Raw genomic sequence first — 13,098 nt, 5'->3', positions numbered from 1 at the left:
TCCGGAGCTAGAGGGCCGTCGCCCGCCGGACGACGTCCTCCGCGGGGAGGAACGCGCCCGCGCGCTCGACCTCGTGCACGAGCTCGACCAGCAGCTGGTTGACCGGCGCCTCGCGACCGAGGCGGTGGGCCGTCCGCACGACGGCGCCGGACAGGTGGTCGATCTCGCTCGGGACCCCGCGCCGGACGCTCTGCAGCGTGGATCCCGGATTCGGCACGTCGCCCATCCGTGTCGCCATCCGCCGCGGCAGCAGCTCGACGACGGGCAGCGGCGCGGCCGCCAGAGCACGGATCCTCGCGTCGGAGAGGCCCTGCAGGGCGCCGAAGCGGACACCGGAGGCGAGACCCGTGCGCGCGGCCTCCCGCATCGCCCGGGCGAGCAGCCGTCGCAGGCCCGGGTGGGCGATCGTCTCCTGCACGGAGAGACCGGTGATCGCGGGGAGCGCGTTGACCTCGTTGATCAGCAGCTTCGTCCACTGCGCGCCGAGGAAGTCGTCGGTGGTGGCCGTGGGGACCGCCTCGCCGAGGACGGCGGCGGCGCGCCGGACGTCGTCGTCGGCCGGGCGGCCGGGCACGCCGAGGGTCGTCGTCGCGGGGGCGGTCACGGTGACGCGGCCGGGCTCGAGGTGGCTCGCGGCGAACAGGGCGAGCGCGCCGACCAGGCGGGCCTCGCGGACCTGCCGGGCGGCGGCCTGCAGCCCGTCGAGCCCGTTCTGCACCACCACGAGGAGCGTGCCGTCGACGGTGCGGCGGTTGGCGCGGAGCGCGTCCTCGGCGTCCTGCGCCTTCGTGCAGAGCACGGCGAGATCGGGGACGAGGTCGAGCGTCTCGCCGCAGCGGACCCAGGCGGTGTGCTCGCCCCAGGCGCCGTCGAGGCGGAGGCCCTGCCGCCGGATCGCGGTCAGGTTCTCGCCCCGGGCGGTCACCTCGACGTCGTGTCCGGCGCGGTCCAGCAGGGCGGCGACGGTGCCGCCGACGGCGCCCGCTCCGAGTACGGCGATCCTCATCCGGACAGCCTAGAACGGCCTCGGCCGGGGCCCGTGCCGGGTGGCGCTCCCGCGGGCCGACTCCCGAACTGCGCGTGTATCCTCGCACCCGTGCTCGAGACTCCCAGCCCTTCCGCGGCGGCGCCGAACGGGATCCTCCTGCTGGACAAGCCGGGCGGCATCACCAGCCACGACCTCGTCTCGCGGACCCGGCGCCGCGCCGGGACCCGCAAGGTCGGGCACGCCGGAACGCTCGATCCGATGGCGACCGGACTGATGATCCTCGGCCTCGGCCCCTCGACCCGGCTCCTCACCTACCTGGTCGGGCTGGACAAGGAGTACGAGGCGACGATCCGCCTCGGCGCCGCGACCGGCACGGACGACCGCGAGGGCGAGACGATCTCCACGGCCGAGCCGGGCGCCGTCGCGGCGCTCACGGCCGACGCGGTCGACGCCGCGGTGGCGACCCTCACCGGCGCGATCGAGCAGATCCCGAGCTCGGTGAGCGCCATCAAGGTGGACGGCCGGCGCGCGTATGCCCGCGTCCGCGACGGCGAGGAGGTCGTGCTGCCCGCGCGGCCCGTGATCGTGAGCGCCTTCGACGTGCCCGAGCGCCGCGAGGTCGACGGGTTCCTCGACCTCGACGTCCGCGTCACCTGCTCCTCGGGCACCTACATCCGCGCGCTGGCCCGCGATCTGGGCGCGGCCCTCGGCGTCGGCGGGCACCTCACGGTCCTCCGGCGCACGGCCGTCGGCCCGTTCCGGGTCGCTCAGGCCGGCGACATCGACGAGCTCGACGTCCCGGCCGCGCTGCTCCCGCCGACGGCCGTCGCGGGCGAGCTGTTCCCCCTCCTGCACCTCGACGGCCGCGAGGCGGTCGACCTGGCCAACGGCAAGCGGATCCCGGTGCCCGAGGCGTTCGCGGGCGCGAAGGGCCTCCTCGCCGCCGTCGGGCCGGGGGAGCGCCTGGTGGGCCTCGCCGAGCGTCGGGGCACCGCGCTCAAGAGCGTCGTCAACTTCCCCACCGAGGAACTCCGGGTGGGCACGCCGTGATCGACTGGTTCACCACGCTGCAGGTCGGCGTGGCGGTCGCCGCGGGACTGCTCTGCCTCGTGCTCGGCATGATCGGTCGGCGGCCCTCCGACGTCACGGTCGGCGCCACGGCGATCGTCGAGCTGCTGCTGATCGTCCAGCTCGCCGTGGCGATCGTCTCGCCCGTCGTCGGCAACAGGCCCTCGGGCAGCCTGCCGGAGTTCTACATCTACCTGGTCTCGGCGCTCATCCTGCCGCTCGCGGCCGGCTTCTGGGCGCTGATCGAGCGCAGCCGGTGGAGCACGGTGATCCTCGGCGTGGTCTGCCTCGCGATCGCGGTGATGGTCTACCGGATGCACCAGATCTGGTTCGTCCAGACCGCCTGACGCTCCCGATCCTCCGCCGAGGGGGAGAGGGCGCATCGAGCGCCTACCATTGACCCTGCGATGTCGAACCACTCCAGCGATGCGCCCGGACGGGCGGCCCACGACCCAGCTCAGCCGAACCCCGACCGGCAGACCGCCCGCTCGGCGCGATCCCGCGGCATCGGCAGCCTGCTCGTCGTCGTCTACGGGATCCTCGCGCTCGCCGCGACCGGCCGCTCGGTCTTCCAGATCATCGACCGCTTCGACGAGGCGCCGCTCGCCTTCTCGCTGTCGGCGCTCTCCGCGGTGGTCTACATCGTCGCGACCGTCGCCCTCGTCGCTCCGGGTCGGGTCTGGCAGCGGATCGCCTTCGTGACCATCACGTTCGAGTTGGTCGGCGTGCTCGTCGTCGGCGCGATCAGCGTGCTCGCGCCGCAGCTGCTCGGCCTCGCCAGCGCCGACCCGTTCGGCCGGCAGTCGACGGTCTGGGCCGCGTTCGGCGCCGGCTACCTCCTCATCCCGCTGGTGCTGCCGGTGCTCGGGCTGTGGTGGCTGCGGGTGCAGGGGCGCCGGTCCGCCGCGGGGACGAGGGCCTGATGCGCATCGAGCAGCGACCCGCCGACCTCACCGGCATCGGCCCGTCCGCCGTCACGATCGGCAAGTTCGACGGCGTGCACACCGGCCACCGGGCCGTGATCGACACCCTGCACGCCCGCGCGCGCGAGCGCGGTCTCGCCGCGGTCGTCGTCACCTTCGACCGCAATCCGCTCAGCGTCATCGCGCCGGAGAGGTGCCCGCCGGCCCTCGTCGGCAACGAGCAGAAGCTCGAGCTGCTGGCCGAGACGGGGATCGACGCGACCCTGCTGCTGGCGTTCGACGAGCAGTTCCGCTCGCTCACGGCGGAGGAGTTCGTGCAGCAGGTGCTCGTGGACGCCCTGGAGGCGCGCGTGGTGCTGGTCGGCTCGGACTTCCGCTTCGGCGCCCACGGGGCCGGCGACGTGGCGATGCTGCGGACGCTCGGCGAGGCGCACGGCTTCGAGGTCGAGCTGATCGACGACGTCCGGCCCGAGCACGGCCGCCGCGTCTCCTCGACCTGGATCCGCGAGCTGCTGGCCGACGGCGATGTCGAGCACGCCACCTGGCTGCTCGGCCACGAGCCCGTGGTGCGCGGCGTCGTCGTGCACGGGGCGAAGCGCGGCCGAGAGCTCGGCTTCCCCACCGCGAACCTCTCGCCGGAGTCGCAGGGGCTGATCCCCGCCGACGGCGTCTACGCCGGCCGCTTCGTCACCGAGGGCCGCAGCTACCCGGCCGCGATCTCGGTCGGCAGCAACCCGACCTTCGTCGGCGTGCCGCCCAAGCAGGTCGAGGCGTTCCTGCTGGATCAGACGATCGACCTCTACGACCGCGTGGTCGACGTCGCCTTCGTCTCGCGCATCCGCGGGCAGGTCGCCTACGAGGGCGTCGAGCCGCTGATCCGGCAGATGAACGACGACGTCGAGAAGGTCCGCGCGATCCTCGGCGCGGAGCGACCGGCCGACTGACCTCGAGCGCCCCGAGGAGCCCGGGCGGGCGGGGTCGGCGGCCCTAGCAGCGGCCGGGGCGGCGCACCAGCGGGAGAGCGCCCAGGGGCGGCGGCGTACCGTGGCCGCATGAGCGAATCCTCACCCGCCCCGTCGCGCGCCGCGGACCCGGCCCGTCCCCTGGCCCTCGTCACCGGCGCGACCGGCTACATCGGCGGCCGCCTCACCCCGCGCCTGCTCGAGGCGGGCTACCGCGTGCGCGTGCTCGTGCGCGACCCGCGCAAGCTCGCCGAGGTCCCGTGGGCCGGCGACGTCGAGGTGGCGCAGGGCGACCTCAGCGACCCGGAGTCGCTGGCGGCCGCGTTCGAGGGCGTCGACGTCCTCTACTACCTCGTGCACTCGATGGGCTCGGGCTCGGACCACGCGCGCTTCGAGCAGGTCGAGAGCCGCGCCGCGACCAACGTCGCCGAGGCCGCGCTCGCCGCCGGCGTCGAGCGGATCGTCTACCTCGGCGGGCTGCACCCGGATCTCGAGAAGCTCTCGCCGCACCTGCGTTCGCGCGCCGAGGTGGGCCGGATCCTGATGGCCTCCGGCGTGCCGACCATCGCTCTGCAGGCCGGCGTCATCATCGGCTCCGGCTCGACGTCGTTCGAGATGGTGCGCCACCTCACCGACGTGCTGCCGTACATGCCCGCCCCGCAGTGGGTGCGCAACTTCATCCAGCCGATCGCCGTCCGCGACGTGCTGCACTACCTGCTCGGCGCCGCCGCGCTCGAGGACGCGACGCTCAACCGCACCTTCGACATCGGCGGGCCGGACGTGCTCCGCTACGGCCAGATGATGAACGGCTACGCGGTCGAGGCGGGGCTCGCGCAGCGGCCGATCGCCTCGCTGCCGGTCTTCACGCCGTGGCTCGCCTCGCAGTGGGTGAACCTCGTGACGCCGATCCCGCGCTCGCTGGCGGTGCCGATCATCGCGTCGCTGCAGTACGACTGCGTGGTGCGCGAGGACGACATCCGCGGGCTGATCCCGGACCCCGAGGGCGGGCTCACGCCGTACCGCCGCTCCGTCCGGCTCGCGCTGGGCAAGATGCAGGCGGGCGAGATCGAGACCAGCTGGCAGAACGCGGAGGTCGTCGGAGCGCCGAGCGACCCGCTGCCGAGCGACCCGGACTGGGCGGGCCACACCGTCTACGTCGACCTCAAGGTGCGCCGGACCGGCGCCGACCCGGCGAAGCTCTGGCGGGTCATCGAGGGCATCGGCGGCACCAACGGCTGGTACTCGTTCCCGCTCGCGTGGGCGATCCGCGGCTGGATGGACAAGCTCGTCGGGGGAGTGGGCCTGCAGCGCGGGCGCCGCGACTCCGAGCGGCTGCACGCGGGCGACGCCCTCGACTTCTGGCGCGTCGAGGCGATCGAGCGGCCGACGCTGCTGCGCCTGCGCGCCGAGATGAAGGTGCCCGGCGGAGCCTGGCTCGAGATGCGCGCGGAGCCCGGCGAGGACGGCGGCTCGGTCTACACGCAGCGCGCCGTGTTCTTCCCGCAGGGGCTCGGCGGACGGCTCTACTGGTTCGCCGTCCTGCCCTTCCACGGCGTGATCTTCAACGGGATGGCGAACCGCATCACGGCCACCGCGTCCGACCTCGCCGATGCCGGCGAGGAGCGCTCCCCTGGTGGGCGCGGGGCGCAGCGGTGACAATGGAGGGGTCCGCGGGCGGCGACGCCGCCTCGGACGCGAACGAGAGGAGCACGATGAGCGAACGATCGGACACGGACGCGGGGCGCGATCTCCAGCTGGGAAAGGTCGCCTTCATCGGCGACAGCATCATTCAGGGCGGATCCTGGGACGAGTGGCTGACGGCGTCGACGGTGGTCGACGAGGGCGTCGGCGGGGCCACGAGCGACGACGTCGTCGAGCGGCTGCCGGAGCTCGTCGAGGGGGCGCCGGACACGGTGGTGCTGCTCGTCGGCACGAACGATCTCGCCTACCACCGGACGACCGAGCACATCGTGCGCAACATCGAGACCATCGTCGCGACCTTCCGCCGCGACCTCCCCGACGTCCGCATCCTGGTGACGTCGATCCTGCCGCGCGCCCGCGAGTTCGGCGCGCAGATCCGCGAGGTCAACCGCCACCTGTGGCAGTTCGCGCCGACGGCGCACGCGGGCTACCTCGACCTGTGGCCGGTGCTCGCCGGCGAGGACGGGGCGCTGCTCGAGCAGTACTCGCCCGACGGCCTGCACCTCAACGAGGCCGGCTACGCCGCGTGGCGCGAGGCCCTCGGCCCGGCGCTGGACTCGGTGCTGCGGATGCCCCCGCGCACCCGGCCGATCACGCTGCCGTACGACGAGTTCGCGCGGCCGAAGACGGCGTAGCGCTTCGCCGACAGGCAGCTCTGCGGAGCCGAGGGGAGCCGTGACCGTGAGGTCCGGCTCCTTTCGTCGTTCCCGGCGTCGGGACCGGCGCGGGCTCGGGGACCGGCGCCGCGACCCGGGCGGCGAGCTAGGCGAGCGCCTCGCGGAAGGCGGCGAGGGCGTCCTCGGAGAAGAGCACGAAGCGGACCTCGTCGAGGGGGTTCGGGCCGGCTTCGGCGGCGGCCAGGCGGGCCGAGTCGACCGCGACGCGGGCCGCGCTCGCCATCGGCCAGCCGTAGACGCCGGCCGAGACAGCCGGGAAGGCCACCGTGCGAGCGCCGAGGGAGCGGGCGACGCGGATCGACTCGGTGTAGGCGGAGGCGAGGACGGCGGAGCGGTCGGTGCCGCTCGAGTACACGGGTCCGACGGTGTGCACGACCCAGCGGGCGGGCAGGCGCCCGGCCGTGGTGGCGACCGCGGAACCGGCGGGGAGCCCGTCGCGCAGCACGCCGGCCCGGAGGCGCCGGCACTCCTCGAGGATCTCGGGGCCGCCGGCGCGGTGGATCGCTCCGTCGACCCCGCCGCCGCCGAGCAGCGTCGAGTTGGCGGCGTTCACGATGACGTCGACCTGCTCGCGGGTGATGTCGCCGCGGACCGCGGTGAGCGCGGTCACGAGCGGTTGTTGGAGAGCTCGAAGATCTTCACGAGCTCGGCGATCGCCGCCTCGCGCGCGTCGCCGCCCTCGTCGAACATCGCGGTGACGTGCGTGCGGAGGTGGTTCTCGACGATCAGCTTGTTGAGCGAGCCGAGCGACTTCTGGATGGCGAGCGACTGCGTGACGATGTCGACGCAGTAGTCCTCGTTCTCGATGGCCTTCTCGAGGCCGCGCATCTGGCCCGCCAGGATGCGGGCGCGGTGCAGGGAGCGCTTCTTCAGATCCTCGATCACCCCTCCAGCTTACGTCGGAGCTCGGATACCCGGCGGGGGTATGCGCCTCGAGGTCGGGTCGGACGTCTCCGTCGGGTGCGCCGCGTACGATCGACGGGTGAACGCCAAGAAGTCCGGACCGCCCCGCGGCGGCACCGCCGACCGCTACCCGTCCCGCTCGAGCGCGCGGATGGCGCTGGCGCCCGGGATCCTGACGGCGATCATCCTGCTCGCGGGCCTCGCGCTGGTGGGCGGCGACGCGTACGACTTCGTGCGGTACCCGGTGGCGATCCTCGCGGCCGTCATCGGCTGGTTCGCGATCCAGGCGAAGGCGTACTACTGGCTGATCGGGCTCGCGCCGATCGTCGTGCTGTGGAACCCGGTGCTGCCGTTCTCTTTCCCGGACGCCGTCTGGTCCTCCCTGCACCTCGCGGCCGTCGGCGTCGTCGTCGCGGCGGGCCTGATCATCCGCGTGCGCGTTCCGGAGTGACGTCCGCGGCGCCGGACGCGCCGCGTGCCACCTGAGGGTCCCTGAGGAGTAGACTCGTCGCGCACCTGCACGCCGGGGATGCTGCGACCGGGTCTCAGACCCGTTGCTCGGAGCTCCCGACGGCCACCGGGTGCATCGGTGCCCGTCTCGTCTCCGACGCGACGCGGCCAGTGCAAGTGCAACACCAGCACGGTGACGAACCAGCACAGTGCAATGCGACGGTGGAGCGCGGGAACCCCTCCTCCGCCCCCGTCCACGTCGAGGAGGAGCATGGCTCGCAGCGGCCAGCGTCAGTCCGGTCAGTCGCGTCGTCAGACGAGCTCGGCGGGCACCCGCCCGCGCTCGCGCTCGCGCGGTGTCGACAACTCCGGGATCATCCCCATCCTCGCCCGCCGCGTGCGCGAGGTGGAGGCCAAGGCCCAGACCGGCAAGGTCGGGCCCACGAACCGGACGAAGTTCCTCGTCATCGCCCTGCTGATGCGCGAGGAGCGCAAGCGGGTCAAGGTCGACACGGAGCTCAGCGACGCGCAGCGCGCGGAGGAGATGAAGCGCCTCGACGGCATCGCGACGATCCTCGCGAAGACCGCGGCGCGCGACACCAGCCTGATCGCCCTCCTCGAGTCCGAGGCGGGCGTCACCGCCGCCGCGCAGAAGCTGCGCCGCGACTGGCTGCTGGAGGCCGGCGCCGAGCTGAGCCCGGACGAGCTGCTGATCGTGACCGAGCCGGAGCCCAAGCCCGAGGTGCCGGTCAACCAGGTCGTGCCGCCGTCGGTGCGAGCGCGCCAGCTCGCCAACCCGTTCCTGCCGCCCGACTTCTCGATCGCCGCCGCCCCCGCGCCGGCCCGCCGTCGCCTCGACGACTGGGAGCTGCTCGGCCCGCTGTTCAAGGCGTTCGAGTACGGTGCCGGCGGCCGCGCCGCCAGCATGGAGCTGCCCGAGCCGCCGAAGATCGACCGGGTCACTCCGCGCGGTCGCGACCTGATGCCGCACCAGGCTCGGTTCATCGAGAGCGCGCGCGAGGGGCACCGCAGCTTCCTGCTCGCCGACGAGCCGGGTCTCGGCAAGACGGCGCAGAGCCTGCTCGCCGCGTCCGTCACGGGCTCGTACCCGCTGCTCGCCGTCGTCCCCAACGTCGTCAAGATGAACTGGGCGCGCGAGGTCGAGCGCTGGACTCCGCAGCGCCGGGCCACCGTCATCCACGGCGACGGCAGGACGCTCGACGCGTTCGCCGACGTCGTGATCGTCAACTACGACATCCTCGACCGCCACATCGGCTGGCTCGGCAGCCTCGGCTTCCGCGGCATGGTCGTCGACGAGGCGCACTTCATCAAGAACCTCCGCTCGCAGCGCTCGCAGAGCGTGCTGGCGCTGGCGTCGAAGATCCGCGAGACGACTCCCGGCCACGATCCGCTGATGATCGCGCTGACGGGAACACCGCTGATCAACGACGTCGACGACTTCCGCGCGATCTGGCGCTTCCTCGGCTGGATCGACGAGACCAAGCCCGGGCCCGAGCTGATGAGCCTGCTCGAGGACACGGGTCTCACCCCGGCCGACACCGGCTTCTACCCGGAGGCGCGCGAGGCGGTCATCGACCTCGGCATCGTCCGGCGGAAGAAGATCGACGTCGCCGCCGACCTGCCCTCCAAGCGCATCGTCGACCTGCCGGTCGAGCTGGACGACGACCTCGGCCGCTCGATCCAGAAGGCGGAGCGCGAGCTCGGCGCCCGGATGCTGCAGCGCTACAAGGCCGTCACGGCGTCGATCACGCACGAGCTCGACGACGACGAGCGCGAGCGGTTCGTCCGCATCGTCGCGCAGAGCGAGCTCGAGGAGTCGAAGTCGGCCAAGACCGGCGAGAACGTCTTCACGATGGTGCGCCGGATCGGCCAGGCCAAGGCGGCCCTCGCGGCCGACTACGCCTCGCAGCTGGCGCGCTCGGTCGGCAAGGTGGTCTTCTTCGCGAAGCACATCGACGTGATGGACCAGGCCGAGGAGACGTTCGAGAAGCGCGAGCTCACCTCCGTCTCCATCCGCGGCGACCAGAGCGCGACCTTCCGCCAAACCCAGATCGACGCGTTCAACGAGGACCCGGACGTGTCCGTCGCGGTCTGCTCGCTCACCGCGGCCGGTGTCGGCGTCAACCTGCAGGCGTCCTCCAACGTCGTGCTGGCCGAGCTGTCCTGGACGTCGGCCGAGCAGACGCAGGCGATCGACCGCGTGCACCGCATCGGCCAGGAGGAGCCGGTCACGGCCTGGCGCATCATCGCGGCGCACACGATCGACGCCAAGATCGCCGAGCTGATCGACGCGAAGGCCGGCCTCGCCGCCCGCGCGCTCGACGGCGCGGACGCCGAGGCGGCCTCGGCCGACACGGTTCAGCTGGACGCGCTCATGCACGTCCTCCGCGAGGCGATCGGCTGAGCGGAGCCGCGAAGAAGTCGCGCTCGAAGACGCTCGAGCGCAGGAACGCGTCGCCCATGGCGGCGCGTTCCGCGTCGGTGGCCCGGGCCGCGGCCGCCTCGGTGAGGGCGACGGCCCGCTCCGTCGCCACCGCGAACGCCGGATCGGCGTAGGTCACCAGCCAGTCGGCGTACGGATGGCCGGGCCGGTTCGCCGCGGCCAGCCGCTCGCCGATGTCGGCGTAGAGCCAGAAGCACGGCAGCAGCGCGGCGACGATCTCGCCGTAGCCGCCGCGCGCGCCCACCGCGAGCAGGTGGTCGACGTAGCCGCGGGTGACGGAGGAGGCCGTCGCCGTGCGCTCGCCCAGGCGGTCGCGGTGCAGCTGGGCCTCCGCCGCGAGGGCCGATGCCGACGACTCCGCCCAGAAGACCTGCTCGGCCGTGCTCGGCGCGCGCTGCGCCGCGACCGCGAGGACCCGGGCGTACTCGGTGAGGTAGAGCGCGTCCTGCTCGAGGTACCACTCGAAGTCCTCGCGGGCGAGCGAGCCGTCGCCGAGCGCCGTGACGAACGGCAGTGCGTCGATCTCGGCGCGCAGCGGCTGAGTCTCGCTCCACATCCGCTCGCAGAAGGCGGGTGCGCGGAGGCGGTGGAAGTGGTCGATCGGGCCGCTGCCCTCGCCGACCCGGAGCGCATCGGCCGCACGGAGGGCGCCGTTCAGCCAGTCCTTCGCCTCGGCGAGAGCGTGGCCGAGGGTGTCGGGGGTCGTCCCGCGGCCCGCCAGGAGGGTCGCCATCGCGGAGGAGAGCGAGCAGCCGGTGCCGTGGGTGCTGGTCGTCTCGACGCGCTCGCCCGGCACCTCGCGGATCTCGCCCGCGGGGGTGACGACGGCGTCCGGCGCCGAGGGGCCGGCAAGGTGGCCGCCCTTGACCAGCACGGCGGTGCCGAGGGCGCGGGCGAGGTCCGCGGCCTGCGCGAGCGCCGACTCCCAGTCCTCGGCGGGCTCGGTGCCGGCCAGCACGGCCAGCTCGGGCAGGTTGGGCGTGACCAGGTCCGCGCGGCGGACGAGGGCGCGGACCGCCTCCTCCGCCTCGGTGTCGAGCAGGCGGTGACCGCTGGTGGCGATCATCACCGGATCGACGACGACCAGCGGCGGGCGGACGTCGTCGAGCCATGCGGCGATCACGGCACCCAGCTCCGCGTTCGCGATCATCCCGATCTTCACGGCGTCGATGACGACGTCGTCGCTCACCGCGTCGAGCTGCTCGCGGAGGAACGCGGCCGGCGGCAGGTTGATCGAGCGGACGCCGCGGGTGTTCTGCGCGACGAGCGCCGTGACGACGGCCATCCCGTAGCCGCCGAGGGCGCCGATCGACTTGAGGTCGGCCTGGATGCCGGCGCCGCCGGTCGGATCGGTGCCGGCGATGCTGAGGACCCGGGGGACCGCCCGGGACGACGGGAGCGCGGCGCTCATCGCTCCCACTCCGTGCGGAAGCGGCGGGCGGCGGACTCGGGATCCTCGGCGGCGCAGATCGCCGAGACGATCGCGAGGCCGGCGGCGCCCGCGCGGCGCAGGGCCGCCGCGTCGTCGGCGGTGACGCCGCCGATGGCGACGCAGGGGAGCGGGGTCGCGGCGGCCAGCTCCGCGAAGCCGTCGATCCCGAGCGGCTCCGGGTGGTCGGGCTTGGTCGCCGTGGCGCGGATCACGCCGACGCCGAGGTAGTCGACCGTGCCCGCGGGCAGGGCGTGCGCGGCTGCGAGGTGCGCGGGCGTGTTCGCCGTGAGGCCGACCACCGCGTCGGCGCCGAGGATGCGGCGCGCGGCGAGGACCGGCAGATCGGACTGGCCGACGTGCACGCCGTCGACGCGGGCGCCGGCCAGGCGGGCGGCGAGGACCACGTCGACGCGGTCGTCGACGAGCAGGGTGGTGTGCTCGTCGAGCACGGCGGCGACGGCGCAGGTGAGGGCGACGAGCTCGGCGGCGGTCGCGTCGTGGTCGCGGACCTGCACCGTGCGGACGCCGCCGGCGACGGCCGCGGCGACGACGGTCGGCACGCCGCGCGGGCCGCAGAGACGGGTGTCGGTGACGAGCTGGAGCGAGAGGTCGATCATGCGATCCGCGCTCCCGTCGCGACGTCGTCGGTCGTGAGCGCGGACAGGGCGTCCAGCAGTCCGACCGCGAACGAGCCGGGACCGGCGGCGGTGGCGGCGGCGCGCTCGGCGGCGAGACCCCAGACCGCGGAGGCGGCGACCGCGGCTCCGAGTGCGTCGCCGTCGCTCGGCTGCGCGCCGAGGAACGCGGCCATCACCGCGCCGAGGGCGCAGCCGCCGCCGGTGACGCGGGTCAGCAGCGGGTGGCCGCCGCTGACGCGCACGACGCGCTCGCCGTCGGTGATCACGTCGACCGCGCCCGAGACGGCGACCACGGCTCCGACGCGGTGGGCCAGTGCGGTGGCGGCCTCGAGGGCGTCCTCCGGGCCGTCGACGGCGTCGACACCGCGACCGCCGGCGCCGAGACCGGCGAGGGCGAGGATCTCGGACGCGTTCCCGCGGATGATCGCGGGACGCGCCTCGAGCAGCTCGGCCGCGAGCGCGGTGCGGACGGGGAGCGGTCCGACGGCGACGGGGTCGAGCACCCAGGGCGTCCCGGCCGCGTTCGCCGCCGCGACGGCCTCGCGGGCGCCGTCACGCTGGTCCGCGTGCGGGGTGCCGAGGTTGACCAGCGTCGCGGAGGCGATCCCCGCGAAGACGCCGGCCTCGCCGGGCAGATCGCACATCGCCGGGCTCGCACCGAGCGCGAGGAGGCTGTTGGCGGTGAAGCCGGTGACCACCGCGTTGGTGATGCACTGCACGAGCGGCGCGGCTCGGCGCAGGCCGTCGAGGTCTCGGGCGACGGCCGCGCCGTCGAGGAGGGTCGGGTGGGCAGGCGTGCGAATGCTCATTCGCGACATCCCTTCGCTAGTACGAACTAGATCAGGTTCGACGGGTCTCATCTCAGCCCTGGCGGGCACCCCGTGTCACTGCC

14 protein-coding genes and 1 riboswitch are annotated in these 13,098 nt (G+C 73.8%); of the genes, 8 read left to right on the top strand and 6 right to left on the bottom strand.

Going from position 1 to position 13,098, the window contains the following annotated elements:
* Positions 1–7: 7 nt before the first annotated feature.
* Positions 8–1,006 (bottom strand): ketopantoate reductase family protein, encoded by a 999-nt coding sequence (locus tag HQQ82_RS03795; RefSeq protein WP_173231722.1) that lies wholly within the window; start codon positions 1,004–1,006, stop codon positions 8–10.
* A 90-nt stretch (positions 1,007–1,096) separates the two neighbouring features.
* Between HQQ82_RS03795 and truB the strand changes: the two genes are divergently transcribed.
* The 6 genes from truB to HQQ82_RS03765 all read left to right on the top strand — a co-directional run bounded on the left by truB (position 1,097) and on the right by HQQ82_RS03765 (position 6,277).
* Positions 1,097–2,038, top strand: coding sequence for a tRNA pseudouridine(55) synthase TruB (gene truB / locus HQQ82_RS03790; protein WP_367947797.1), 942 nt, complete (start codon positions 1,097–1,099; stop codon positions 2,036–2,038).
* Positions 2,035–2,403 carry a hypothetical protein gene (locus tag HQQ82_RS03785; RefSeq protein ID WP_173231721.1) on the top strand — a complete coding sequence of 123 codons (369 nt, stop codon included), beginning with the start codon at positions 2,035–2,037 and terminating at the stop codon, positions 2,401–2,403. The genes truB and HQQ82_RS03785 overlap by 4 nt, the downstream gene beginning before the upstream one ends.
* 60 nt (positions 2,404–2,463) lie before the next feature.
* The gene (locus HQQ82_RS03780; RefSeq protein WP_254071168.1) at positions 2,464–2,979 is read left to right on the top strand and encodes a hypothetical protein; all 516 of its coding nucleotides are present in this window, start codon (positions 2,464–2,466) and stop codon (positions 2,977–2,979) included.
* Positions 2,979–3,923 (top strand): bifunctional riboflavin kinase/FAD synthetase, encoded by a 945-nt coding sequence (locus HQQ82_RS03775; RefSeq protein ID WP_173231720.1) that lies wholly within the window; start codon positions 2,979–2,981, stop codon positions 3,921–3,923. The genes HQQ82_RS03780 and HQQ82_RS03775 overlap by 1 nt, the downstream gene beginning before the upstream one ends.
* A 108-nt stretch (positions 3,924–4,031) precedes the next feature.
* Positions 4,032–5,597 (top strand): SDR family oxidoreductase, encoded by a 1,566-nt coding sequence (locus tag HQQ82_RS03770; protein WP_173231719.1) that lies wholly within the window; start codon positions 4,032–4,034, stop codon positions 5,595–5,597.
* A gap of 56 nt (positions 5,598–5,653) precedes the next feature.
* Entirely contained in the window at positions 5,654–6,277 is a 624-nt protein-coding gene (locus HQQ82_RS03765; protein WP_173231718.1) for a GDSL-type esterase/lipase family protein, read from the top strand.
* A gap of 127 nt (positions 6,278–6,404) precedes the next feature.
* Here HQQ82_RS03765 and HQQ82_RS03760 read toward each other — a convergent pair whose 3' ends face one another.
* Both HQQ82_RS03760 and HQQ82_RS03755 read right to left on the bottom strand, forming a co-directional pair.
* Positions 6,405–6,929, bottom strand: coding sequence for an O-acetyl-ADP-ribose deacetylase (locus tag HQQ82_RS03760; protein ID WP_173231717.1), 525 nt, complete (start codon positions 6,927–6,929; stop codon positions 6,405–6,407).
* The gene (locus tag HQQ82_RS03755; RefSeq protein WP_123445545.1) at positions 6,926–7,204 is read right to left on the bottom strand and encodes a metal-sensitive transcriptional regulator; all 279 of its coding nucleotides are present in this window, start codon (positions 7,202–7,204) and stop codon (positions 6,926–6,928) included. The genes HQQ82_RS03760 and HQQ82_RS03755 overlap by 4 nt, the downstream gene beginning before the upstream one ends.
* A gap of 97 nt (positions 7,205–7,301) precedes the next feature.
* Between HQQ82_RS03755 and HQQ82_RS03750 the strand changes: the two genes are divergently transcribed.
* Together HQQ82_RS03750 and HQQ82_RS03745 are read left to right on the top strand one after the other, a co-directional pair.
* Complete coding sequence (locus tag HQQ82_RS03750; RefSeq protein WP_173231716.1) at positions 7,302–7,673, top strand: DUF6804 family protein; 372 nt, start codon at positions 7,302–7,304, stop codon at positions 7,671–7,673.
* A gap of 270 nt (positions 7,674–7,943) precedes the next feature.
* On the top strand, positions 7,944–10,097 hold the full coding sequence (locus HQQ82_RS03745) for a DEAD/DEAH box helicase (RefSeq protein ID WP_173231715.1): 2,154 nt from the start codon (positions 7,944–7,946) through the stop codon (positions 10,095–10,097).
* On the opposite strand, the gene thiD is transcribed toward HQQ82_RS03745, so the two are convergent.
* The 3 genes from thiD to thiM all read right to left on the bottom strand — a co-directional run bounded on the left by thiD (position 10,066) and on the right by thiM (position 13,015).
* Positions 10,066–11,547 carry a bifunctional hydroxymethylpyrimidine kinase/phosphomethylpyrimidine kinase gene (gene thiD / locus HQQ82_RS03740; protein ID WP_173231714.1) on the bottom strand — a complete coding sequence of 494 codons (1,482 nt, stop codon included), beginning with the start codon at positions 11,545–11,547 and terminating at the stop codon, positions 10,066–10,068. The two genes, HQQ82_RS03745 and thiD, sit on opposite strands and share 32 nt — an antisense overlap.
* Entirely contained in the window at positions 11,544–12,185 is a 642-nt protein-coding gene (gene thiE / locus HQQ82_RS03735) for a thiamine phosphate synthase (RefSeq protein ID WP_173231713.1), read from the bottom strand. The genes thiD and thiE overlap by 4 nt, the downstream gene beginning before the upstream one ends.
* On the bottom strand, positions 12,182–13,015 hold the full coding sequence (gene thiM, locus HQQ82_RS03730; protein ID WP_173231712.1) for a hydroxyethylthiazole kinase: 834 nt from the start codon (positions 13,013–13,015) through the stop codon (positions 12,182–12,184). Before thiM ends, thiE begins: the two co-directional genes overlap by 4 nt.
* Positions 13,007–13,098: riboswitch (TPP riboswitch) on the bottom strand. Its footprint overlaps the gene before it by 9 nt.

This window comes from Rathayibacter sp. VKM Ac-2856, from assembly GCF_013205055.1.
GTDB lineage: Bacteria > Actinomycetota > Actinomycetes > Actinomycetales > Microbacteriaceae > Rathayibacter.
Note: the sequence above shows the minus strand (reverse complement) of the source record. Positions and strands in the feature narration are given on the sequence as shown.

What these genes read in the sequence shown, in the direction of transcription:
- HQQ82_RS03795 (WP_173231722.1), bottom strand. Translation starts at nt 1,006, where the DNA reads ATGAGGATCGCCGTACTCGGAGCGGGCGCCGTCGGCGGCACCGTCGCC.
- HQQ82_RS03780 (WP_254071168.1), top strand. Translation starts at nt 2,464, where the DNA reads ATGTCGAACCACTCCAGCGATGCGCCCGGACGGGCGGCCCACGACCCA.
- HQQ82_RS03775 (WP_173231720.1), top strand. Translation starts at nt 2,979, where the DNA reads ATGCGCATCGAGCAGCGACCCGCCGACCTCACCGGCATCGGCCCGTCC.
- HQQ82_RS03770 (WP_173231719.1), top strand. Translation starts at nt 4,032, where the DNA reads ATGAGCGAATCCTCACCCGCCCCGTCGCGCGCCGCGGACCCGGCCCGT.
- HQQ82_RS03765 (WP_173231718.1), top strand. Translation starts at nt 5,654, where the DNA reads ATGAGCGAACGATCGGACACGGACGCGGGGCGCGATCTCCAGCTGGGA.
- HQQ82_RS03745 (WP_173231715.1), top strand. Translation starts at nt 7,944, where the DNA reads ATGGCTCGCAGCGGCCAGCGTCAGTCCGGTCAGTCGCGTCGTCAGACG.
- thiD (WP_173231714.1), bottom strand. Translation starts at nt 11,547, where the DNA reads ATGAGCGCCGCGCTCCCGTCGTCCCGGGCGGTCCCCCGGGTCCTCAGC.
- thiE (WP_173231713.1), bottom strand. Translation starts at nt 12,185, where the DNA reads ATGATCGACCTCTCGCTCCAGCTCGTCACCGACACCCGTCTCTGCGGC.
- thiM (WP_173231712.1), bottom strand. Translation starts at nt 13,015, where the DNA reads ATGAGCATTCGCACGCCTGCCCACCCGACCCTCCTCGACGGCGCGGCC.